Genomic DNA, 24,057 nt, shown 5'->3' with positions numbered 1-24,057 from the left:
TTTCGATAGAGAGAATGTAGAGGAGTGCATGTCAACTAATGCTTTGAACGCGATAAGTGTGCAGAGCCGCGCAGTGACTGTATCCAGCGCGGCGATACCGCAGTGGCCCGGTCAGACCGCGGATGGACGAACGCAGCCGGCGCTGGCCTTCAAGTCGCTGAAGGGCGGCGAGTATCTCGGCCAGCTGTTTGAATACGAGCTGCTGCTGCGTACGCCCGACGATTACACGGTGCCGCTTGCCGTGAGTGCCAACATCGACCTGAAGGCGCTGTTGGGCAAGGAAATGACCGTCGCGATCGATCTCGAGCCGCCTGTCGGCCCGCGGGCCGACGCCGACGCTGGTCAGCGGCAGATCACCGGACTCGTCGCGGCCGCGCAATACCTGTGTCGGGAAGGCCGCTACAACGTCTATCGCGTCGTGTTGAAGCCCTGGCTGTGGCTGGCGACCCTGACGACCGACTACAAGATTTTCCAGAACAAGACGGTCATCGAGATCATCGACGAGGTGCTGAAGGACTATCCGTACCCGGTCGAAAAGCGCCTCGACGTGAGCCGCTATTCGCTCGGGGGTGAAAGTCCGGCCAACGAGCCGCGCGCGTTCCAGGTCCAGTACGGCGAAACCGACTACGACTTCATTCATCGCCTGATGGAAGAGTGGGGCATCTACTGGTTTTTCGAACATGCCGACGGCAAGCACCGGCTCGTGCTGTGCGATCACATTGGCGCGCACCGCGAGTCGCCGAACCCGTCATACCGGACGCTGGCGTTCCAGCCGCAGGGCGGCAAGACCGACACGGAATACATCAGCGCGTTCTCGACGGCCGAAGTCTTGTGCACCGGTCACTATGTCACGAGCGACTTCGACTTCACGCGTTCGCGTGCCGACATGCGGGCGATCAATCAGCAGCCGCGCGACACCAGCTGGAACTTGCTCGAGCGCTACGACTGGCCGGGCGATTACACCGACGGCAGCCATGGTGAACTGCTGGCGCGTACGCGCATGGAAGCGCTGCGCGCGCCGGGCACGCGAGCGCAAGGCGAAGGTAACGTGCGCGGACTCGCGTGCGGGCAGACGTTCGTGTTGACCAGCTACGACTATACGGCCGCGAACTGCGAATACCTCGTTATCGGTACGGAGCTTGGATTGACCGGTACGCCGGACGAATCGGGTAGCGGTTACGAGTACACATGCAGCAACAAGTTCGACGTGCAGCCGACCAGCGAAGTGTTCAGGCTGCCGCAGCGGACGTCGAAGCCGACCGTCAGCGGGCCGCAGTCGGCTGTCGTCGTGGGCCCCGAGGGCAAGGAACTGTGGACCGACGAATTCGGTCGCGTGAAGGTCCGCTTCGCCTGGGACCGTTACGGCCGAAACGTCGAAACCGACTCCTGCTGGGTTCGTGTGAGCCAGGCGTGGGCCGGTCAGGGTTTCGGGGGCATCTACATTCCGCGCATCGGGCAGGAAGTCATCGTCGATTTCTGGAACGGCGATCCGGATCGTCCGCTGATCACCGGCAGCCTGTACAACACGGCGACGCGTCCGCCCTATGACTTGCCAGGCAACGCGACGCAGAGCGGTTTCATGAGCCGGTCGATGGAAGGGGGCTTGCAGAACTACAACAGCATCCGCTTCGAGGACAAGGCGGGTGCCGAGGAATTCACGCTGCAGGCGGAACGGGACATGAACCGCCTGACGAAGCTCAACGAATCGCACGTGGTCGGTGCCGACTACACGATTGGCGTGGCCGCCGCGCACAGCATGACCGTTGGGGCGGCGTCCAGCACGATCGTTAGCGGCAAGTACTCGGTCAGGGTCAAGGATGTCGCTTTCTATTCGGTCGGTCTTGCGCAGTCGACGATGATCGGCGGCGCTGAGGCGACGGCGGTTGGCGGCGCGTCCGCACTGACGGTGGGCGGAGCGCGTTCCGTCACGGTCGGTGGCGCGTCGTCGCATGCGGTCGGCGGGGCCTATTCGTTGTCCGCTGGCGGCGCGCTGTCTATCGTGTGCGGCGCGTCGTCGCTGACGATGACCAAGGATGGCGAGATCAAGCTGATCGGTAAGAAAATCCGTATCCAGGGTGATGAGCGGGTGGTGGTAAAGGGCATGCCGTTGGAACTCAATCCTTGCGATGCGGAAAAGGGCAATGCGACGACAGTTCCTGTTCCGGTCGTGGTACTCGATGCACTGGATTTTCCTTGCACAGATGTGCCCTCTCCGTGCGAGCCGATCGTGGTACCGCCGCCGTCGACTGAGGAGCCGGAGCCGTCGACTGAGGAGCCGGAGCCGTCGACTGAGGAGCCGGGGCCGTCGACTGAGGAACCGGAGCCGTCGAGTGAGGAACCGGAGCCCTCGACTGAGGAACCGGAGCCGTCGACCGAGGAACCGGAGCCGTCGACAGAGGAACCGGAGCCCTCCACTGAGGAGCCGGAGCCGACGGAGGAGGTACCGCCGGCAACCGGCCAGGACGCGTAACAGCGCATTTCGCCATCCCGTGCATCGCCGAATGCGTTCGCGCCCGGCCCCGCACGGGCTTTGCTGTTCTCTTGAGAATATCGATCATGTATGCAGTGGTTCGTAAAGGCGATCCGATCGGCGACGGCGGTTCGGTGGTCGGGGGGTCGCCATCGGTTTTTGTCAACGGAATCCCGGCGGGGCTCGTCGGCATTAGCTCCGTGGTTTGCTCGCTTCACCCGTCCGCGCAATCGCTGGTCGCCGGCTCGGGCTCCGTATTCATCAACGGCGTGCCGGCCGCCATAGTCGGCGGCTGCGTGTCGTGCGGCTCGGCGCTGTCCGTTGGCTCGCCGGACGTGCTGATCGGCGAGTGACAGCGAGTGACGGCGAGGACATTCAAGTGACGACTGGAATCGATGGAATAGGCGGGGAACTGGTCGGGCTGCCAGGCGTCGTGTTGCCACTCGCGAGTGCCGGACCGCTGCTCGACCGTTGTGAGCGGCTTGGCGACGTGGTCGACCGATATCGCATGCGTCGCGCGCTGTCGGGCATTCTGTGCGGCTCCGTCAATGTGATCAGCGGCAGCAAGATCTGCCTGCCCGCCGACGAAACCGACCTCGCGCTGCCCGGCCGGTTTCCGCTCGCATGGTCGCGCTGCTATTCGAGCGCGCAGCGCGCGCGCGGGCTGCTCGGCGTCGGCTGGCGCATGAGTTGGGAAATCACGCTGCGCAAGCGGGACGATCAACTCATCTATACCGACGAATTCGGCAGCACACTCAGCGTGCCGTATCCGACGCGCGGATCGCAGGTCATCGCGTCGTCCGCGCAATTGCACATCGCGCATCTGAGCGACGGACGACTAGTCGTGGCGGACCTGAGGCCGCACTACCGCGTGTTCGGCGAGTTCGACGCGAATGGCATCGCCCGGCTCAAGTATGTCGAGGATCTGCGCAAGCAGCGGATCGGTTTGATCTGGGATGCCGACGGGCGCTTGCTGCGCATGCGCGGCACCTGCGGTCACGAGTTGCGCATGCACTACGAGACGCGCACGGGCGTGCGTCTGGCTGCCGTCGAGTGCGTCGACGGCGGTCCGACCGGCGCGCTGGTCCAATATGGCTACAGTTCGCATGGCGAGCTCACCGAAGTGCGCAACCGCGTCGGCGAACTCGTGCGCCGCTTTGCATACCGCGAAGGACGGGTCGTCGAGGAGGCCGACGCGCTCGGGATGGCGACACATTATGTGTGGCAATCGATCGGGGGCGCCGCGCGGGTCGTTCAACGCATCACGTCGGAAGGCGCGCGCGAGCGCTTTGCCTACGACGTCGATAGCCAGACCACTGCGGTCAGCGACGTGTTCGGTCATGACGCGAGCTGGCAATACGACGACCAGGGCCGCGTGCTCTCGCACACGGACTTCGACGGCCGACGCTATCGCTTCGGCTATGGCGACGCGGTCGCGCCGCTCACCATACAACTGCCTGGCGAGCGCATCGTCAGACTCGAATACGACCGGCTCGGTCGGGTCGAGCGCGAAACGGACCCGGGAGGCGAGACCCGTTCGACGCAGTATGCGTTTGCGTCGCGCGAGCCCGTATCCATCGCGCTGAGCGATGGGCGCGCATGGATGTGGGTGCGCAACGACCGTCTGCAGCCGGTGCACTACCAGGCGCCGTCTGGAGAAATCGCGCGCTTTGAATACGATGCCGATGGCGATGTCGTGCGTTCGACGGACGCACAGGAAATTGCAACGACGTACACCCGAAATGCCTGGGGGCAGGTGACACGGCGCACGGCGGCAGGCGGAAGCACGACCGCCTACGAGTACGACGTCAATGGCCACGTCGTCAGCATGACCGACGCGCTCGGCGCCGTCACGCGAATAGAGCGCGATGGCCTCGGGCGGCCGCTGACGGTGACGCGTGCCGACGGCCAGATCGAGCGTCATGGGTGGAACGCCGCGGGCCAGCGAACTTCGTTCGTCGGTCCCAGTGGCCGCAGTCGGCACTGGCATCGGGATCGGCGCGGCAATGTCGTGCGGGCGGTCGACGAGGAGGGGCACGTGACCGCGCGTCAGTACGATGCGCATCGGCGTCTGGTTCGAGTCGAGAGCCCGAACGGCGCGGTGCAATTGCTACAGTGGGACGCAAGCGGTTGCCGGTCGATCACGGACGCAGACGGTGTCGAGCGCCGTTTCGACTACACGGATGCCGGCCAAATCCGTTGCATCGCGTGGAAAGCGGGCACGCAACTGCGCCGCGAAACCTTCGACTACGACAGCGCAGATCGCCTGGTTGGGCGCGAAACCGCGCACAACCGTTATGCGTATCGCTATGGACCGCGTGGGTCGCTCGAGTGCGTGAGCCGCACACCGACCCCGGAAGGCGAACTGCTTGGCACCGGCGCGGATGAAATCCGCTTCGAACACGACGCCAATGGTCGCGTAGTCGCGGAACATGGAGCAAACGGCACACTGCGCTATACGTACGACGCCGCTGGCCGCCTCGTCGCGACGCAACTGCCGCAGGAACAGGAGGTCCGCACACGCCGCTTCGAAACCGGCGATATCGCGTTCGTCGAATTGGACGAGCGGCCAATCGCGCGGTTCTGGTATGACGCGATGCGACGGCAGGTTGCGCGCACGCAAGGCCGGTTGCGCACGCATACGGGTTATTCGCCGCTCGGACTGTCCGTGTGGTGGCGCTCGGTAACGGGACCTGATGTAGACACGCCGGGCGCCGCGACAGAACCTGTGATCGAATTGTGGCGCGAGGCCGATTACAGTCCCGCTGACGTGATCGTCAGAACGGATGGTGGACTTGGCGGCCAGACGTGGTTCGACTATGACCGGCGCGGCTGCCTGCTGCGGTGCGTGTCGGAGAAGCTGGAGATCGAATACTTCACATGGGACGCGGCGAGCAACCTGCTCGATGCGCCCGGCGGCACCTGGTTCCCGGCCGTCTACCCGGATCATCGGCTGCGCGAATGCCGCGGCCATCGTTACGAGTACGACGCGTGGGGACAACTGGTGCGCAGAACCGGCCGGGACCCTACGCTGACGCTCGATTGGGACGCGGAGGGCCGCGTCATTGCCGCGCATCGCAATCACTGCACGGTGCGCTATCGGTACGATGCAATCGGTCGACGTATCGCGAAGCTGGTGGAACCGGCTTCGCCGCGTCGGGCGCAGCAACCATCGACCCCTGTGCAGGATGACGTGACGCGCTATCTGTGGCAGGGATTCAGAATGATCCAGGAGCAAAACGCAGTGGCGCTGCGCACGTACCTGTATCACCCCGAGCCCGACTGCTCGACCGGCTTCGCGCCGCTCGCTTGCGTGAACCAGACGCTCGCGGACGATGGAACGATAGAAGACACGCAGGTCTATCACTACCATATCGATGTCGCCGGTACGGCCGTTGCGCTAACCGACGAAAACGGGCGGGTGGTGTGGCAGCAGCGCTATCGGGCGTGGGGCAACCTCGTTGCGCCGGAGTGGGGAAGAGCGGACACTTTGATGCAGCCGCTGCGCTACGCCGGCCAGTATTCAGACGATGAAACCACGCTGTATTACAACGGCGGGCGTTTCTACGATCCTCACTCGGGCCGCTACATTAGCCCCGATCGCATCGGCGACGGCGGCGTCAGTCCCTATCGTTACGCGCCGAATCCGCTGACATGGTGCAACCCGCTCGGCCGCGCGACGCCGGAATCATTGCCGTATGTTGCGGGCATGGACGCGTCACGCATCGATCGTGCGCCGAACCCGGCTCAGCATGTTGCCGGCGTGGTCGAACAATTCCACGACGTAATAGGCTGGGATCTGCTCAAGTTCTGATTCGAACGTTTCATGGAAGTCGAGCCAGTCGCTATTCCGGTGTCGGGAAAGTCGGCCGGCATCGACGATCTTGCGGCACAGCTCAGTGTCGCCGTTATCGAAGATTGCGACGACGGCAGACGTGGCGGCCGACAATGGCTGCTCGATGCCGGGAATGAGCGCATGTTTGTCGACACTGTTCCGATGCACGCACACGCGCACGTCGTTCGCGCGTAATAGGGAGGCTTTCCATGTCGCTTCGCTGACACGCTGCGCCGCCGGAACGGGCACCTCGTCATTGAGTACGGACTTCTGGATACCGCGCAATGCGAAGCAAATGCCTGCGTACGCTTCGTAATCAGCTAGCGTGCGTTCGGCCCCGAGTCCATACTTGCCGAAATCTCGTTGCGGCAGTGTCTCTCCGTCGACGCCGAGCAGCGCACGATTGCGCTGAAAAGAGCGTTGGTTGCGCTCGGTCCAGGGCGCCTCGACATCGCCCCGTTCCTTGGCCTCCTGAGTATGGTCGTTCCAGATCTTGACCCGATACGAGCGCTTATATTCGTGCCAGGCGATCAGCCGGTGCGGACAGTACAGGTCATAGCCGTGCGTGAACGCGCGCACGGCGATCGAAATCTCCTCGCCGAGAAAGAAGTAATGGGGATCGTGTTGGACGGCTTCGGCAAAATGGCCGTCGGCGAATGCAAAATGCGCGCTGAAGAAGCGCGTACGGACAGGGCGCGTGCGCATTCTCCAGTCGCTGAGCTTCTTCGAGCGAAACACCACCACTCCGTCTTTGCTGAAGCTCGAATAAGCCAACAATCTTGGCTCATCGCCTTTTCGAACGTCGTGATTCTCCGGGTCGAACATCGGAAGATAGGTGGTCAGCACCGGTTTTGGACTTTCGTCGCGCAATGATTCCAGCATATCGATCACGAGCGTGTCCCAGCCGTCGACGAAGCGGTGATGCGAATCGAGCTGCAGCGTATAACGCTCCCCGCCGTAGCGCTGCTGGAGTAGGTTGCGGGCCCAGCATGCACCTTGCGACATCATGTGCGGCACGTCGATTAGCTCGATTTTCGCGCCACCGTAATTGAGGTGCTGGATGGTCCAGCTGCCGGTCTGTTCCGTCCGCCATTTACCAAAACCCTGTTGCCAGAACTGGCCTATCGTTTCGTCCGGCGCATGCTGCCAACACACGACGATGCGTAGCAAATCCGGCTTTCTTGCCTGATGGATGAAATCAAGCAACGTAGGAATCAACTGCGGATCGCGATAACTTGCGATCTGCACGAAGATCGAATTCGGTAGTGTGACGGATACATCAATCATACGGGTTGCTTCTGGAATAAGTCCGTAATGGACAGTCGGTTCACAGGATGGTCATTGTGATGGTTGCGGTCGCCTGGATCTTGCCCGCCGTCGGCGTCGCAGTCCCGACGCGCAGCACCTTCGCTTCGAGCTGGAACGGCGATTGCATCGCGCCCCGCGGAGCGTGGACGAGGGTACTGGCCGGATCGTTGGGCCTAAGAATCGTGTTGGTCGAGACTTCCCGCAAACGAATCGCGAGGTGCGTCGCGCCGGTGTTCTTCAACATGCTGCTGTCGTCGGTATCGGGTGTACCGGAAAGCACGGCAGTGATCGAAGCCGGTGGAGTGGGACCGGTGCAGAGCACCGTAAAGTCGACTGGCTGGGTCGGGCCGTTTGTGGTCGACACGTCGCTCGGGCCGAACGTGCCGAAGTCGATGTTCAGTGTGCTCGAATTGACCGAGCAGCTCGGAAGGACCTTGACGTTGATGCCGCCGCCCGTGATGGTCACGACCTGGCTGCCGTCACCACTGGCAATGCCGGTTCCCAGGGTATTGAACATCACGTTGACGTTGCTCGCGATGTCACCCGTTTTGACCAGTTCGACCTGGAATTGCGAGCCTATGCCGAAGCGACCATAGATCACCTGATCGATATCGCCCGCGGCAAAGGACGGCGAAAACGGAAGTGGCGAATTCGTACCGCTCGCACGAAGATAGGTCACGCGAAAACCGATTCCAGGGACGTTGGTGTTATAGACCCCCGGCACGGCGGACGGCGTGGCGTTGAAATAGCCGATCGTTACCGTGCCGCCGTTGGTGCAGTCTGCGAAGTTCGCATAGGTGGCGTACGCGGGCGACAGGCCCGTGGCGATCACCGTGCCGACCGGTAATCCCGGATCGATCGATACCGAGCTTTCCTGGAACGGTATGTTGACCGCTAATGGCCGTGCCGCGATGTAGCCTTGAGACAGCAATTCGGTAATCTGCGAAGGCTTCAACTGGGTGCAGGCGGCGAAGGCGAAATGGGGTATCGCGAAGCAAACCAGGACAAAAAATTGAACGAGTCTTTTCATTGGTAATTGTTGGTTGATCGGCGGACTGTATGGACTGACAGCGAAGCAAATGGCACATGCGCGCACGCTGCCTCAACTGTCGATGTCGTCCCATTTAGCGAGTAAATCGGCCGGAATGATATGGGCGAGTTCTGAAAACCGTTTGCCCACCATCCTTTCCGATTGGCGCAGCAAAACTATGACGGGGCTACTCGGTTCGTTTTGCTCGAACCACATGCGTGTTTCCTGAATGGCTGCGAGCGCGCTCCAGCGATCCGTTGGCGACGGCGCGGTGGTTCCTGGCACATCGGCCGGCACGTCGGCTGGCGCCTGGGCCGGCGGTAGCGTTGCCGTAGCGACGGCAAGCGACGCCGAGCCTGGTACGGTGTTGTTGTTGTCCTGCGCGTTGACGGCTCGGGTGGCTGCCGGCGTGCACGCGCCGCCGCCGTCCACTTGCTGCCGCGCGAATGGCTGCAGCGCTCGGGACAACGGGCCGAGATCGGGCGCATCGACGCCGAGCGTCTTTTCGCACCATTCGGCAATGCGCTGAGTCAGACACTGCGCTTCGACCAATGCGGCAATCGTCGCGTCGCGCCGGCCCCACCCTTCCTTGAGCAGCCGGACGACGGACTCAGGGGCGAGCGCGTCCTTCTGGCGCGGTATCGCGAACGATTTTTCGATATCGCGCACATGCAGTTGCAGCCCCGCCGCCCTCGGCATCGGGATGTCGCGTGCATCGGCCAGCGTGCCGTCCGGCTCGACGAGTCCGCCGATCGCGTTCGCGAACATTGCCGGGTCGCGTTCGCCCTCGAACACTGGTAGCGGGTGGAGCGCTTCGCCATGGCATTCGAGCATCGCCATCAGGAAAGCCAGGCCGTCGCGCAGGCCGGCCGCGCCGTCGAGCCGGGTTCGACAACGCAGCAGGATCACCGCGAGGCGGATGTCTTTCGTGCGAAGCAGCAGCACGCGGCAATCGCGTTCGATCTCGGCCCAATTGGCCGTTGGCGGTACGCCGACGAAGTCGCCGTATTGCGCCTCGGCGCGTGGGGCCGCGGCCGCCTGCAGCATCACGAATGCCGGATCGTATTCGAGGTCGGGGCCGCAAGGCGCGTCCGCCGAGACCGGTTCCAGCAGGTCGGCGTAGCGCAGCATGGCGGCGGAGGTGTTGGCGTTCATGCGAAGGAACTCCGGTGTCGGTCGTTGCACTGTTCAGGTTCGAATACCATGCCGACGACCGGAAGGTCGTCGAGGGAATCACCGAGCCACGTCGAGTAGCCGAGTCTTTGCGACGTGCCGATGCGGGCCGGTGGCGCCGCGCGAGGTTTGACGAGCAGCTTGACCTCCCAGGCATATTCGTGGCCGACGAAGGCCCGCACCCACTCGACGAACGTCGGCAGATCCTCGCCATCCGGCGTGAGGCGCAGATACTGATCGAGCTCGAGTGGACCCACGACGACCCGGAACTTGTGCTGCCGGTCGGGAATCGCCTCGCCGAGCTGCGCGCACGCACCGATGATCGCCGAGGGCCCTGGCACCCCGAGCTTGGTATGTTCCGACGCGGACAGATGGATCCAGTGCGGCACGAATTCTTCGATGCATACCGGAGCACCGAAGTAATGCGAGAGCGTCGCCGCCATGCCGTGCGGATTGCGCGCCTCGCGCACGAGGTGGGCCGCCGCGCTGTAACGCGAGTGCGTGGGCAGACAGGACTGCTTCGCCTCTGCCGGGTCGACGCCGATCAGGCTGGCGACGTAGAACGAAAACGTTTCGTCACCGGCACGGTCGAGCGACGCTGTGGCTTGCCCGGACGCCCATGCGCGATAAAACTGCGACAGCGCGCGGTGATGGAACAGATCGACGAGCCCGACGAGCGCATGATCCTGGTGGCTTTCCACACGACTGTGAGCCAGCTCCGTCATATGCAATGGCAGCGGCCCCTGCGGCCCCCACAGGCCTAGTCCGAACAGACGCACGTCGAGGCGGCCGTCTCGCGTGCCGAGCGACGCAATTTCGCGCGGCGCGAAAGCCAGCGTGGGTTGCTGGCCGATCCGGAACGGCTCTTCTTGCGGCAGGCTCGCGGTGCCCGGCAACGGCATCAGCGGGTCGCGGGCGGCGATTGCGCGCAGCAGGCTCAGGAAGCCGGATTGCCACGGCGTGTCGGGATCGAACCACGCGTCGAGCGATTGCGGGTCGAGCGATGACCGCGTTGGCGCGACGGCGCTCGCAAGCGACGCATCCATGCTCATACCGCTCCGCGTCCGCCCATGCGTGGCCGCCATTGAGTGATCAGGCCACGCTGCATGGAACGGAGTTCGGTTTCGGTGAACATGTTGATCGAGACGTGACGCGCGAGGTAATGCTCGAGCACGAGTCCAAACAGATACGGGCTGATGCCCGAGAAGCCGGTGTCATCGACCGTCAGTTCGCAGCGCACGCCACGCCCATAGACGAGCAGGCCGTCGCCCGGCAGACGCCGGACCACCGGTTCAGTGCGTGCGCCGACGAGCGCCTCGATCTGCCGTGCCTGTTCGCGTTCGCCTGGGGCGATGAACAGCCCGAGCATGTTGCGCAGCGCCTGGCCGCCATCGCCGTGATCGAGTTCGGCGAGCGGCATGTAGTTGAAGCTCAGCTGCCGGATCAGACGCCACGCCGTTTCGCCGCTCGCGTACGGCGGGCGCGGCGCGCTCGGGGCGTGCACGAGGCGCACGCCCTCGATCGGCACGGAGTCGGACATCGTGAGATCCGTTCTGCCGTTGCGCGGGATCAGGCGCGGCAGGTCACGGTTGGTGACCCACGCTTCGACCGATAGGTAGCGGATGTCGTCAGCGTACGGCGCCTCCGCCTGATCGACGAGCGACACGTACACCTCGGTGCCGATATACGGCGTACGGGTGCCGTACTTGCGTGCATTGGCCGACAGCGCGCGCTGCTCGCGGCGCACCGAAAAATAGCGGCCGTGGTTGCCCACGTCGCTATGCAGCGTCTGATAGAGCGGATTGAATTCGACGTCGAGCGATGTTTGCGCTCGCTGACCGAATACGCGCGATACCGAAAAAATCTCATAGTCGAGCGGCCGGGTGCGGTCGGCGAGCAGATGAAAGTCGGTTTGGGCGCGATTGACTTCGACGCGGTCGGTGCGCTTGCGAAACAGGTTGATGACCGGCGTACAGAACAGCAGGAAACGCGATGCGTCGACGTGCGTGGCCAGCTCTTCCGGCAGACGGTCGAGCAGCAGAACGATCTCGGCTTCCTGACTGTCTACGCGCGCGAGACCCGCCGCGAGTTGCGTCAGCGCGAAGAAATAGAAACGCTGGCGGCACGCGAAGTATTCCTGCAGCAGATTGTGGCCGTGAAACGTATTCCACGTAAGCGGCAGCAGGCCCTGGTCCGCTTGCAGACCTTCAAATTCGACCGGTGTTTTCGCGACCACGTTACCGTCGTCTCTCGACGCGCCGTGCGCGCGCACGACGGCCGCGACGCTACCGGCGTGGATCAGCTCGAACAGATGCGAAGCGATACGTTCGTCGCCGCCGATGTAAATGGGCAGCCGGTCGAGGTTCGTCATCTGGTTGAACTTCACTTCGCCGGTTGTGCGCAGGCGCAACCGTAATGCGCCGCGCAATTGCATGTGCGGCAGCAGATGGCGATCGGTGTCCGGGATATCCGGCGGCACGGCGGTGAGCCGAGCTTCCGCAATTTCGATCGGCCATAGCGTGACGTCCTGGCTGCTGCGGAATTCGCACGCGGTTTGCTCGCCGGGCGGGATTGCCGAGCGCAGCATGCTATGCCGGGGCACCTGCAGCCCTTTCGTGAAATCGCCTTCACGCAGGCTGGGACGCAACTGCGCGACCGCCATGGATGGCGTGGGCGCGACGTAGTTCGGATAAACCACTTCGAGCAGGCGCTGCGTAAAGCGCGGGAACTCGGCGTCGAGTTTGATCTGTGTGCGCGCCGACATGAAACAGAACGCCTCGATGAGCCGCTCCACATAGGGGTCGGCAACATCGATGCCCTCCATGCCAAGGCGCCGCGCGATTTTCGGGTGGTGCGCGGCGAACTCGCCGGCCATTTCCCGCATGTATGTCAGTTCGCGGCTGTAGTAGTCGAGAAATTGCGGATCCATATCAATTTCCCCCGCCCGCGTTCGGGTCGAACGTGACGTGATTCATTTCGATGTCGAATGCGCTCTGGATGCGAAATTCCAGCGGATAGGGCGTCCAGTGCATGAGGCCATGAATTTCGAAGATCAGCTGGTTGTAGCGTACCGGGTCCTTGCTATCGAGCGGCCGGATGCGCAGCGACTCAGGAATCAGACGCGGCTCGAAGCGGACGATTGCGGTGCGGACCATCGTCTCGACGGTTTCCCAGTTGCGACTGGTGAGATAGCCGCCGGACAACGCGGGAACGCCGTAATTGACAACCGAGGTGGCCAGCAGCGGGTAGCGCGCCATGTCCATCTCGTCGTCGAGATTGGTCGTGTTGAGCAGCAGGCTCAGGTCACGCTGGACGATGCGGCGCATGCCTTCGCTGTTGGGCGCATAGACGTCCGGCCGCTCGCTGCGCCGCGCGGGCGCATCATCGAGCAGGCGGTCGATCAGCGACGGCATGTAGGCTTGCCGGTGTCGAACGTCGGACGTGTTCATACCCGCTCGTCGTGATTGAACCGGCATTCGCCGAGGTCGAGCAGGCCGACGTCGCCCTTGTCGGTACTCCAGGTTTTCTGGCCGAGCGCGATCACGCCGGTTTCTCCGACGTCTGTCCAGCTCGTTTCGCGCGCGAGCCTGGTGGCAGTGGGGCCGCTTTCCGAGCCGGGGTACCGCACTGGCAGGTAGCCGCGCAGGACAGTCGCGTCGCGGAGGCCCACGACGGCCGAGCGCCACACGAGGTCGGTCAGCGAAGTGACCGGACCGAGCGTCAGTGATTTTATGGCGTCGAACGGCACCCAGCGATAACCGCCCGCGACGGTCAGCTCACACACGGGACCCAGCCGGGTATCGCTGTCGGTCAGCCATTCGAATTCGCCGATCTGCGCACTTTCGCCGCGCGTGGCCGGCGCGGCGTTCAGCGCGGCGCCGCGCAGTTCGTCGGCCGCGGCGAGGTTGCCTTCGCCGAGCTTGGCGTTGGCTTGCAGCAGCGTTTTCACCCACTCGGGCAGCGGATCGATCTCGCCCGGCGTGCGCTGACCCGCGAACACTTCGGCGCGGAAAATCTCGCCGCGAATCAGCCCGCGATACATCTGCGCGCGCGATACGCCTTCTGACTCGAGCGTGGCCCAGGTCTGCAATTGCTGTAGCGCGCGTTGCCATTCGCCGTCGATGCACAACAGCTCGAACAGCAGCCAGCGTGCGCGCACGTTCGACGGATGCTTGCGCACGTTGTCGATGGTTTGCGCCTTGAGGTCGCCATAAGTCTGCATATCGAGCAGGCTATGAAGTGTCGGCGTGCCCGACGTGGGCAGATCAGCGGATATCTTCATCTGAAAATTGAGGCTCTTCGTATTCGATCGATTCAGGCATGGCGATGTGGCTGTCCACGCTGACCATGTGATGTTCTTCGCGCGCGAGCTGCGCGGTCGTCTTTGCACGGTGCCTAGGAAGGCCACGCGGCGCGAGCAGCGCGAGGATCTCCTGCGTTTCGTCCGCCCTGAAAATCTGCTCCGCACCGAACGAGTCAAGGCTCTCGAGCAGCGTGTCGACGTTCTTTCCCTTCGTCAGCAGATCGAATACCGACGATTCGCTATGCAATGGATCGACAAGCCTGGCGAACGGATCATGCGGCGCCCTGATGATCGGCTCGCCATGATCTTCGGCCGTCGCCTTGGGCTGGTGCGCACTGCCGTTCTTGTGGCTCAGTAGCGCGTGACGGTATTCGAGCGTGAGCGCGGCGAGCGGATCCGCTTCGTCGATGCCGGCTGCCAGAAGCATTGCCATGCCGCCGTGCGCGCCGTCTTCCGGCGCGTGCGGTTCGCGACGCAACTGCAGCGGATCTTCGTCGTGCTCCTCGGCGAGCGCTATGAGGTCGCTGAAGTCATCGGGCTGCATGAGCACGGGCTCGATCCGGTGCGCGGGCGGAGTCCCGCCCGACGGTGGCGCCGGGTGAATGTCTTTAGACGCGCTCGCAGCTTCGAGAGGTGGACTCGGTAAATGGTCGTGCATAGGCTCAAGGTCGGCATGCGGACTCGGGTCAGTGCCAGACGAATGCTGCGCGCCCGCGTGACTGTTTTCGCCTGCGAAGGCCGCCTGGCTCGCTTCATCCGCTTCCGTCACATCGTTCCGAGCAACGGTGGGCGCTTGCCCGATAGCTCGGATGGTCCGTGCGAACGTCTTGAGCGCGCCTGCTTCGAGGGGCGAATGGTCCCAGCGAGCCTGATATCCAGTCATGGCGTGACCGGTCGCCAACAGCGAATCAGATCTGCCTGGAAAGCGTGCATTCGTCAAAGTCTCTCGCCGCAGGAATAAATGAATCACCAGCGAAACTGCGGACTGGCGCCTGAAAGATGTGAATGCTACTTCGCGCAACTCGCGCGGAATATGGGCGACGGCCCAAATACATGCGGCGACCGAACGGCTATGCTTTGTCGCTCGATCAGTCTGGCTGCGGGCTTGTTCGGACATCTGTGCGCAGTGCGCCAGATGTCAGGGCAAAGTCGCGCCTTTTCGGTACAAACATCTTTACCTGCAACGTCATCATGTCCATTTCACGCCACGCGCTGTTCGGCAAGCTCGGCGCGACGCTCTTCAGGAGCATCGAATCCGCGACGGCGCTCGCCAAGCTGCGCGGCAACCCCTATATCGAGGTCGTGCACTGGCTGCATCAGCTGTTCGCGCAATCCGATAGCGACCTGCACCGCATCGTCAGACACTGCGGCATCAGCCGCGAACTGCTCGAGCGGGATCTGCAGGCCGCGCTCGCCGCGCTGCCGTCCGGCGCGAGCGCGCTCACGGATTTCTCGCATCACGTCGAGGCGGCGATCGAGCGCGCGTGGGTGGTCGCGACGCTGGCATTCGGCGACCATCGGATTCGCGGCGCATGGCTGACCGCGGCGCTGGTCGAGACGCCGGAGTTGCGGCGCTTGCTGCTGGCCATTTCGCCGGAGTTCGGCAAGATCGCGCTCGACGGACTTCACGACGCGTTGCCGGCCTGGATTGCAGGTTCCCCCGAAGCGGCGGACACCGCCTACGACCGGAGCGACTTTTCGTCCGCGGTGCCGGGTGAGGCGTCCGGTGCGCTCGCGGCATCGGCGAAGGGCGCGGCACTCGCGCAGTTCTGCGCGGATCTGACCGCGCGCGCGCGGGCCGGTGAAATCGATCCGGTGGTTGGCCGCGAGGTCGAGATTCGCACGATGATCGACGTGCTGTTGCGCCGGCGCCAAAACAATCCGCTGCTGACCGGTGACGCTGGGGTCGGCAAGACCGCGGTCGTCGAAGGGCTCGCGCGCGCGATCGCGGCTGGCGAAGTGCCGCCGAAACTCGCCGACCTGCGGCTGTTGAGCCTCGACGTCGGTGCGCTGCTTGCCGGCGCGAGCATGAAGGGTGAGTTCGAGGCCAGACTGAAGTCGGTGCTCGAGGAGGCGGCGAAGTCGCCGACGCCGGTCGTGCTGTTCGTCGACGAGATTCACACGCTGATCGGCGCGGGCGGTCAGGCCGGCACCGGGGATGCGGCGAACCTGCTGAAACCGGCGCTCGCTCGCGGCACATTGCGCACGATCGGCGCGACCACGTGGGCCGAGTACAAGCGGCACATCGAGAAAGACCCGGCGCTCACGCGGCGCTTTCAGGTGCTGCAGATCGCCGAGCCCGAGGAACCGTCCGCCATCGACATGGTGCGCGGACTCGCGCGCACGCTCGCGAACCATCATGGCGTCGTGGTGCTCGACGAAGCGATTCGCGCGGCCGTGACACTGTCGCATCGCTATATTCCGTCGCGTCAATTGCCGGACAAGGCGATCAGCCTGCTCGACACCGCCTGCGCGCGCGTCGCGCTGTCGCAGCATGCGCCGCCGCGCGAATTGCAGCGGATTCGCGAGCGGTTGCAAGCCGCGCGCGTCGAAGCCGAGCTGCTCGCCAACGAGGCACGCATCGGCCTCGGCGGCGAGACGGCGCTGGTCGACGTCAACGCGAACATCGCGACGCTCGAACTCGAGGAACGTGCTGTCGAAGCCGCCTGGCAGGCGCAGTCCGAGGTGGCGAAAGCGCTGGCGAGCGCGCGCGACCTGGTGAGCGAGCGCGCTACCGAAGCCGGAGCTGAGGCCGACGCGCCCGATAGCGCGGCGGCCTCACTGCAGACATTGCGCGAGCTGGAGCAGACGTTGGCGAAGCTGCAGGCGGGCACGCCATTCGTATTCCCGGAAGTCGGCGAAGCGATCGTCGCCGACATCGTTTCTGACTGGACCGGTATTCCGGTCGGACGCATGGTCACCGACGAGGTCAGCGCCGTTCAGGTGCTGCCCGCCACGCTTGCGGCGCGTGTGATCGGCCAGCACGACGCATTGCAGCAGATCGGCAAGCGCGTGCAGACGGCGCGCGCCGGGCTCGCGGACCCGCGCAAGCCGCTCGGCGTGTTCCTGCTCGCGGGGCCGTCGGGCGTCGGCAAGACCGAAACCGCGCTCGCATTGGCGGAGGCGCTCTATGGCGGCGAGCAGAACCTCATCACGATCAACATGAGCGAGTACCAGGAGGCGCATACGGTCTCGGGACTCAAGGGCGCGCCGCCTGGCTATGTCGGGTACGGCGAGGGCGGCGTGCTGACCGAAGCGGTGCGGCGACGTCCGTACGCGGTGGTGCTGCTCGACGAGATTGAAAAGGCGCACGGCGACGTGCACGAAATGTTCTACCAGGTGCTCGACAAGGGCTACATGGAAGACGGCGATGGTCGCTATATCGATTTCCGCAATACGACTATCCTGATGACCAGCAATGTCGGCTCCGATTTGACCGCGAGCCTATGCGCGGACGAATTGCTTGCGCCGGACATCGACGGTCTGCGCTCGGCGCTCTCGCCGGAATTGCTGAAGGTGTTTCCGGCTGCGTTCCTCGGACGCGTGACGGTGGTCCCTTATCGTCCGCTGGGCTCGGATTCGCTTGCGCAGTTCGTGCGCTTGCATCTCGATCGGGTGGTTCGGCGCATGGCGGACAACAACCGTATCGCGCTGAGTTATGCGCCACAGGTGATCGACTACATCGTCGGGCGCTGCCTCGTGCAGGAGACCGGTGCGCGTCTTCTGATCGGCTTTATCGAACAGCACGTGCTGCCGCGTCTCGCATCGCAGTGGCTCGATGCGGTTGCAGCGAAAAGCGCGATCACGCATGTGACGATCGAGGTGATCGATCCAGTCGCGGCGCCCAATGACGCGCTCGCGTTCCGATCGTCCTACGTGTAGCCGGTTTTCTCCACCACCGCGTATGCCGTGGCCCGGCAAGCGAAAGACCGGCTTGCGCTAGCCGATTACGCATATTCCACGATTTATTCGGTTCGCTTACGAAAGTGAACGGCGCGAGTGGAGCGAGCGTTCAATGGATGCATCGAAAACGCTTCTTTTTGGCATCACTTTTGCCGCGCAAAAGCGCCGGTTTTGACTTTGCGTTCACATGCATCTTTAATGCCACGCGGCGTGATCGCCGCGTCGGCAGAAATCGTCAATCGAACGGAATCCTTAAAAATTGCTCGCGTTACTCGATCGCGATAAGCTATAAAGACAAAAAGGTCCGCATTACGCATTTGCCCGCCGACGCGAGGATGACAAATGAAACATGTGCCGAACAGCAGCCTTCTGGCTTCAAAACGAGCCGTCGAACCTGATGCATCTCTTTCATACAGCCCGCACAGACGCGCGTACCCACTTAACATGCCGTCAAGCTAAGTTTTCAGCGCTGCGTTGCTGATCCGATGCGCCATCCATAGCAGCAGCCATAGGTCGAAATCCGTTAAGCCTTTCAATTGCAACCGGAATGACTGGAGAACAACAATGCTCTTCTTCAATGATGGTTTCACATTTCCGAATTTTCTGGCCGACGTTTTTTCCATCTTCATTTTTATTCTGTGGTTCTGGTTGTTGATCACGGTGTCGAGCGACCTGTTCCGCCGCCATGACGTGTCCGGGTGGGGCAAGGTTCTGTGGGTGATCTTTTTGATCATCCTGCCGTATATCGGCATCTTCGCGTATCTGCTCACCCAGCACCGCGGCATGGCGGAACGCGATCAGGCGCGGGCCAGGCAGGTGCGCGAAGACCTGCGCAATGTGGTGGGCTTCAGTGTCGCCGATGAAATCGAGAAGCTCGACAAGCTGAAAGCATCCGGTTCTATTTCCGACGAAGAACACACGCGTCTGCGCGCGAAGCTTGTGCAGTAAGCCGCAAGTCGCTGATTGCAGCCATCAGCGAGCGGGTGCGCGCAGGCTGTCTTGCCTCGGCTTTTTCGCGGTGGGTGGTTCCCGTTCGACGATGAGGCCAGGTTTCCAGACGCAACCGGAGCAACCCATGCCGACCCGCTTCGCCCGCGTTTCGGAGTCTGCCGCGCGAAGCGCACGTGCGTCGCGGGTTTTGCGCCGCGCCGCGCTCACGTGCGTGACGGCGTTGATGCTGGTGGCATGCGCGCAACCGTGGCAGCAATTCGAGGCCGGCCAGGATCAAGCGGCGATCATCGCCCGCATGGGCCCGCCGCGCGAAGTCTACGACCTGCCGGGCGGCGGCCGCCGGCTGATGTGGCCGACCCAGCCGATGGGCTCGACCACCGTCGCCGCCGACGTCGACGCCGCAGGCAAGATCGTCAACGTGCGTCAGGTCTTGCAGCTAAGCGAATTCAATCGCGCGGAAATCGGCAAATGGACGCGCGAGGACGTGCTGATCAATTTCGGCCGCCCCGTGCAAACGCAATTTTTCCGACTCTCGCAGCGCGAAGTCTGGTCATACCGTTACACCGAAAGCAACATCCACCCCATGCTGTTCAATTTCGCATTCGACACCAGTGGCGTGTTGCGCGAGACGCAGCGCACGCCCGATCCATTGCGAGATCGCGATCTGCGGCGATTTTGAGTTGCGGGTTACAGCAGTGCTACAGCAGTGACTCGATCGGCATGATCGACAGCATCCACACACCGAGCCGTCCGTACCACGTCGTATTCGGTTCGGTGTCGTGGCGGATTTCGACGTCGCCATTCGTTTCGATCCAATACAGCTTGCCATTTTCATCGAGATGCACCGCATATGCGACCTTGGGCAGTAGCGCGAGAAACTTGCGATCGACCCGCGTCGCGAGATCGGAGCTGTCGATCACGAGGCCAAGCTCGGTATTCAGATGCGCGGAGCGCGGATCGAAATTGAACGAACCGACGAAGACCCGTTGGGAGTCCACGATGATGGTCTTCGCATGCAAGCTCGACCCCGAGCTGCCAAACGGCCCCGGCGACTGTTCTTTTTTGTGTGCGACGCCTGCCACGCGCCGCAATTCGTACAGATGCACGCCGTTTTGCAGCAACTCGACGCGCCGCCTTATATAGCCCGAGTGCACGGCGACGACGTCGGTCGCTTCGAGCGCGTTCGTCAACACGCGCACGTCGACGCCCTGCGCGGCGAGCCCGTTCAGATACTGCGTGCCCGTGCTCGCCGGCACGAAGTACGGGGATATGAGGTCGAGCGAGTGGGTCGGCTGGCCCATCACTTCGCGCAACTGGTGGGCAATCAGTGCTTCCGGCGGCGCGTTGTTCAGGCCTTTCGCAGGGTCGTCGCTGATCATCTCCGTTTTGGCCCAGTCGAGCGGCAGCTTGTCGTCGAGCAGGTTTTGCACGACGCGCGGACCGCGCAGCGCTTCAATATAGGCCGCGGCCGCCGGATCCCGCTCGATCGCCTGCGCATTGCGTTCTAGCGCGGCCAGTTCATCGACGCTCTCATGCGGCAGAATCTTCTCGACCGGATAGGCGGACGCGCTCGCCCAGTAGCGGTCGAAATCGCGTGACACGTCGGCCGCGGCCGGCCCGATCGCGAGTACGTCGAGATCGGCGAACACCACGCCGTCGGTGGCGTCGAAGTACTCGTCACCGATATTGCGGCCGCCGAGGATGGTCGCGGTCGAGTCGGCGGTGAGGGACTTGTTGTGCATGCGTCGATTGGCGCGCGAGAAGTCGGTCAAGAAGCCGAGGAATTTCGGGCTGCGCACGACGAACGGGTTGAACAGGCGCACCTCGATGTTCGGATGCGCGTCGAGCGCGGCGAGCGTCGGGTCGAGCGCGGAGGCGATGCCGAGATCGTCGAGCAACAGGCGCACCCGCACGCCACGGTCCGCTGCCTCATGGATCTGTTCGAGCAGCAGCGTGCCGGTCAGGTCGTCGCGCCAGATGTAGTACTGGATGTCGAGGGTGCGTTGCGCGGAACGGACCAGGTCCATCCGCGCGGCAAACGCGACATGCGCATCCGACAGCGGATAAATGCCCGCCAGCCCCGCGTGTGCGGCGAGCCCGGGCGCGACCGCACGACCGAGGTCCGTGCTGGCGGCCGCCGCCGGCGGCAATGCATGCGACTCCTTGCGACCCTCGAGGGAAGGTAACGGCGCGCAGCCGACGAGCAGGCTCGCGCACAGCAGCGCGCACAGCGCGCCCCTCCATTGCCGAGATGTAAACAACGGGTGGTGTGTCTGCGCTTGCATGGAGTCCAGGTCTTCCTTTGGGTCGCGCGACCCGGCCGGTTCTAGAATCGGAACATCGCGTGGCGTTGCTCGACAAAGCTTGGCTCGACATCCTGGTAGTGGAATGGCGCGCGGATTCTTGCATGCAGCTTGCATTCGCTGAGAAGAATACTATGAGCGCAAGCCCATCGGCGCGCCGGTCGACGCTCTTGTTGCGCAAAGCGCTTTGTCCGATGATACGGGCAGGCTGGGCGAATTCGCACGGAGGGCAAACCCGGCCGCGGATCGACCGCGCGGGTTCTGCGCGGTCCCGGGTGATCCGCTCGGCGTCAGCGTAAAGGGTCCGGTTCTGGGGCCTTCGAGCGTTTCGCTCACTCTGGAGTCGAGCAACGTGAAGATCTCCCGCTTGCTGCTGGCTAGCGTGCTGCTTTTCGTGGTGGGCACCGCGCTGCAGATGATCTGGCCGCTCGCGCAGCCGGCCTCGTATCACCACTTCGCCGATCAACGCTCGTTAGGGCCACTGCACAATGCGTCCGACGTGCTGTCGAACTTCGTCATTCTGATCGCCGGCGTGCTCAGTCTGCGGTGGGTCGGGCGGCATGCGTCGAGCCAGCCGGCGCAATTTCCCGGTATGGTCGTCGCCGCGTCCGGGCTGCTTTTCACCGCGTTCGGCTCGGCTTACTACCACATGGCGCCGAACGATGCGACGCTGGTGTGGGATCGTCTGCCGATGACGATCGTGTTCGCCGGCATCCTCGCGATGCTATGGACGTCGTGGAGCGCACAGCGCGTTGGCTGGGCGCAGATGCTGATCATGGTGGTCGTGTCGCCCGCCACCGTCGGCTACTGGCTCGTGTTCAACAGCCTGTGGCCTTACGCGATTCTTCAGTTCGGCGGGCTCATGCTGATCGTCGGTATGACGCTCACGCGCAAAGTGGACGGCGTGTTCGCGTGGACGCTCGTGATCGTCTTCTACGGGGTCGCGAAAATTTTCGAAAGCCTCGATTGGCAGGTATGGGATCTGACGCATCACCTGATCGCCGGCCATGCGTTGAAGCATGTCTCGAGCGGTCTCGCCGGCGCGGCGATGATTCTGGTCGCGAACGCGGCGCCGCGCTCCGTCGCGGGCGTCGTGCCGCGCCCGCCGGGCGGCGTCGGGCATTCGGGTACGCCGCGTTGAAGCCGCGCGACGGCGGCGCAGTGACGTGGCTTTCTGCCGACGTCACTGCGGCTCGTACCACGAATACGTCGCCAACGTGCTCACCGGCGGCGTGCCGATTTGCAGCGTGATGTCACGCAACGACGTCAGCTCGATATTGCGCAAGTCGCCCATGTAGCGGCGCGAGTCGCCGTTGTCATTGATATACGCGACTACGTCGCCGGTGATACCCGCGACGTTCGTGTTCGTCAGCGGCTCGCCCCAGATATCGAAGAACTCGCCGAGCGTGTAGGTCTTGAGGTTCGGCGCTTCGATATGAATGATGCCGGTGTTGTCGTGCGTATGCATTTCATACGTGCATTGCGACAGGATGCCGACATTCATCGGCAACGCGAGCCACTGGCCGTCCTTGATGATCGCGAGATGCGCGTGCACGTGATACAGCACGCTCATGTCCGGCGCGCAGGTCAGGCCGTCGACCGGCGTGCCGGTGCCGCCCGTCGAGGTCGTGCCGTTCGGCCAGAACGAGCTGCCGACCACGCCACCGAAGATGAGCGTGACCGGGTTCGGATCGAACGGCGGCGGATCGGTCCACGTGTAGGTGGGCACTTGTGTGACAGGCGTGCCGACCATGATCGTGATTTCGGCGTGCGGCGTCAGCACGAGGCTCGCGGGGTCGCCCGTATATTGCGTGAGCGTGCCGCCGTCGTTCACGTAGATCGCGATCGGCGAGCCGGTCAAACCCGCCACGTTCGACGCACTCAGCGTCTCGCCCCAGATCGAGAAGAACTGGCCGAGCGTATAGGTCGCGCCGGTCGTCGCGTCCATATGGATCTTGCCGCTCGAATCGACCGTGTGCACCGGATAGGCGCAGCCGGTCGGCGCCGTCATGGTCGGCTCGACCATGCCGATGTTGGGCGGCAGCGTCAGGAGTTGCCCGTTCTGGTAGATCGACAGATGCGCGTAGGTGTACGCGGTGCTGCGCAACGCGCAGTTCAGTCCGCTGACGGGCTGACCGGTCCCGCCCGATGACGTGGCGCCCGCGGGCCAGTTGCTGCCGCCGAGCGTCGTGCCGTCGATGATCGGCGTCGCGGCGGCGAGCTTGGGCGTCGTGGCGCTCGCGTCGGATGCGCTCGACGGACTCGACGCCGGTGTTGGACTCGATGCGGGCGTGGTCGCGCCGGCCGCGCCATTCGAGCCGGTGCTGCCTGAGTCCGTACTGCCGCCGCCACCACCACCGCCACAAGCGGCGCATGTCAACACCAGACCGATTACGACGAATCGCGAACCCAGCCGTTGCAGCATCTCATACTCCATGCCGTGAAGTGAGAGGTATGCGTAAAGTCGAACGTCACGCACACGCAAAGCGCGGACACCGTACGGACGCGCGCGGCGCGGGCTTCACTGCGTGGAATCGGCCGTGCGCTGCCACCGGGTCGCGTAGGCGCTCGAGTCGGATCACGTCAGGGGATCGAAACCATCTAGCCCAGCGTAGCAGATGGTTTCGCGAGCGAGTCCGGCGCATCACAACGTTTCGCGACATTCTGATGGCGCATTTCGAGGTGTCCCTGGAGTTGGCCGACGGAACGATCTGTCGCGCTTTTATATGAGCCGTCATCGTTCTGTGCGAAGATCGATGCTGCCCATCGCGCGACCCGCTG

At 63.5% G+C, this 24,057-nt stretch carries 17 protein-coding genes; 7 read left to right on the top strand and 10 right to left on the bottom strand.

Annotated elements, in window-relative coordinates; all coding sequences use genetic code 11:
• Window positions 1-28: 28 nt before the first annotated feature.
• The 3 genes from BJG93_RS32795 to BJG93_RS32785 all read left to right on the top strand — a co-directional run bounded on the left by BJG93_RS32795 (window position 29) and on the right by BJG93_RS32785 (window position 6,284).
• The gene (locus BJG93_RS32795) at window positions 29-2,470 is read left to right on the top strand and encodes a type VI secretion system Vgr family protein (protein ID WP_027194615.1); all 2,442 of its coding nucleotides are present in this window, start codon (window positions 29-31) and stop codon (window positions 2,468-2,470) included.
• 86 nt (window positions 2,471-2,556) lie between these two features.
• The gene (locus BJG93_RS32790; protein WP_027194614.1) at window positions 2,557-2,823 is read left to right on the top strand and encodes a PAAR domain-containing protein; all 267 of its coding nucleotides are present in this window, start codon (window positions 2,557-2,559) and stop codon (window positions 2,821-2,823) included.
• Between the two features lie 26 nt (window positions 2,824-2,849).
• The gene (locus BJG93_RS32785) at window positions 2,850-6,284 is read left to right on the top strand and encodes an RHS repeat-associated core domain-containing protein (protein WP_034477742.1); all 3,435 of its coding nucleotides are present in this window, start codon (window positions 2,850-2,852) and stop codon (window positions 6,282-6,284) included.
• On the opposite strand, the gene BJG93_RS32780 is transcribed toward BJG93_RS32785, so the two are convergent.
• The 8 genes from BJG93_RS32780 to BJG93_RS32745 are packed head-to-tail and all read right to left on the bottom strand — an operon-like array spanning window position 6,189 to window position 14,663.
• Window positions 6,189-7,592 carry a GlcNAc-transferase family protein gene (locus BJG93_RS32780; RefSeq protein ID WP_027194613.1) on the bottom strand — a complete coding sequence of 468 codons (1,404 nt, stop codon included), beginning with the start codon at window positions 7,590-7,592 and terminating at the stop codon, window positions 6,189-6,191. The genes BJG93_RS32785 and BJG93_RS32780 overlap by 96 nt on opposite strands.
• 40 nt (window positions 7,593-7,632) lie before the next feature.
• A complete protein-coding gene (locus tag BJG93_RS32775) occupies window positions 7,633-8,709 on the bottom strand; it encodes a fimbrial protein (RefSeq protein ID WP_231337643.1) in 1,077 nt (358 codons plus the stop codon).
• A gap of 6 nt (window positions 8,710-8,715) precedes the next feature.
• The gene (locus tag BJG93_RS32770; protein ID WP_027194611.1) at window positions 8,716-9,798 is read right to left on the bottom strand and encodes a type VI secretion system protein TssA; all 1,083 of its coding nucleotides are present in this window, start codon (window positions 9,796-9,798) and stop codon (window positions 8,716-8,718) included.
• A complete protein-coding gene (gene tssG / locus BJG93_RS32765; protein WP_154671702.1) occupies window positions 9,795-10,862 on the bottom strand; it encodes a type VI secretion system baseplate subunit TssG in 1,068 nt (355 codons plus the stop codon). The genes BJG93_RS32770 and tssG overlap by 4 nt, the downstream gene beginning before the upstream one ends.
• A 2-nt stretch (window positions 10,863-10,864) precedes the next feature.
• Entirely contained in the window at window positions 10,865-12,745 is a 1,881-nt protein-coding gene (gene tssF / locus BJG93_RS32760) for a type VI secretion system baseplate subunit TssF (RefSeq protein ID WP_027194609.1), read from the bottom strand.
• 1 nt (window position 12,746) lies between these two features.
• Entirely contained in the window at window positions 12,747-13,265 is a 519-nt protein-coding gene (gene tssE, locus BJG93_RS32755; protein ID WP_027194608.1) for a type VI secretion system baseplate subunit TssE, read from the bottom strand.
• On the bottom strand, window positions 13,262-14,038 hold the full coding sequence (locus BJG93_RS32750) for a type VI secretion system accessory protein TagJ (protein WP_231337679.1): 777 nt from the start codon (window positions 14,036-14,038) through the stop codon (window positions 13,262-13,264). Before BJG93_RS32750 ends, tssE begins: the two co-directional genes overlap by 4 nt.
• Before the next feature lie 43 nt (window positions 14,039-14,081).
• A complete protein-coding gene (locus tag BJG93_RS32745; RefSeq protein WP_231337642.1) occupies window positions 14,082-14,663 on the bottom strand; it encodes a TagK domain-containing protein in 582 nt (193 codons plus the stop codon).
• A gap of 647 nt (window positions 14,664-15,310) precedes the next feature.
• On the opposite strand from BJG93_RS32745, the gene tssH reads away from it, so the two are divergent.
• The 3 genes from tssH to BJG93_RS32730 all read left to right on the top strand — a co-directional run bounded on the left by tssH (window position 15,311) and on the right by BJG93_RS32730 (window position 19,652).
• Complete coding sequence (gene tssH, locus BJG93_RS32740) at window positions 15,311-18,001, top strand: type VI secretion system ATPase TssH (protein ID WP_027194605.1); 2,691 nt, start codon at window positions 15,311-15,313, stop codon at window positions 17,999-18,001.
• 585 nt (window positions 18,002-18,586) lie between these two features.
• Entirely contained in the window at window positions 18,587-18,970 is a 384-nt protein-coding gene (locus BJG93_RS32735; protein WP_027194604.1) for an SHOCT domain-containing protein, read from the top strand.
• A gap of 127 nt (window positions 18,971-19,097) precedes the next feature.
• Entirely contained in the window at window positions 19,098-19,652 is a 555-nt protein-coding gene (locus BJG93_RS32730; protein WP_027194603.1) for a hypothetical protein, read from the top strand.
• Between the two features lie 19 nt (window positions 19,653-19,671).
• Here BJG93_RS32730 and BJG93_RS32725 read toward each other — a convergent pair whose 3' ends face one another.
• Window positions 19,672-21,258 carry a phospholipase D family protein gene (locus tag BJG93_RS32725; RefSeq protein ID WP_027194602.1) on the bottom strand — a complete coding sequence of 529 codons (1,587 nt, stop codon included), beginning with the start codon at window positions 21,256-21,258 and terminating at the stop codon, window positions 19,672-19,674.
• A 370-nt stretch (window positions 21,259-21,628) separates the two neighbouring features.
• Between BJG93_RS32725 and BJG93_RS32720 the strand changes: the two genes are divergently transcribed.
• A complete protein-coding gene (locus BJG93_RS32720; RefSeq protein ID WP_034477498.1) occupies window positions 21,629-22,417 on the top strand; it encodes a hypothetical protein in 789 nt (262 codons plus the stop codon).
• A gap of 42 nt (window positions 22,418-22,459) precedes the next feature.
• Here the strand turns inward: BJG93_RS32720 and BJG93_RS32715 are convergent, their stop codons facing one another.
• A complete protein-coding gene (locus BJG93_RS32715; RefSeq protein WP_027194600.1) occupies window positions 22,460-23,701 on the bottom strand; it encodes a hypothetical protein in 1,242 nt (413 codons plus the stop codon).
• Window positions 23,702-24,057 lie beyond the last annotated feature (356 nt).

It is taken from the genome of Paraburkholderia sprentiae WSM5005 (assembly GCF_001865575.2).
In the GTDB taxonomy this organism is placed as follows: domain Bacteria; phylum Pseudomonadota; class Gammaproteobacteria; order Burkholderiales; family Burkholderiaceae; genus Paraburkholderia; species Paraburkholderia sprentiae.
The sequence above is the reverse complement of the archived record's forward strand: the minus strand, read 5'-3'. Positions and strand labels throughout refer to the sequence as shown.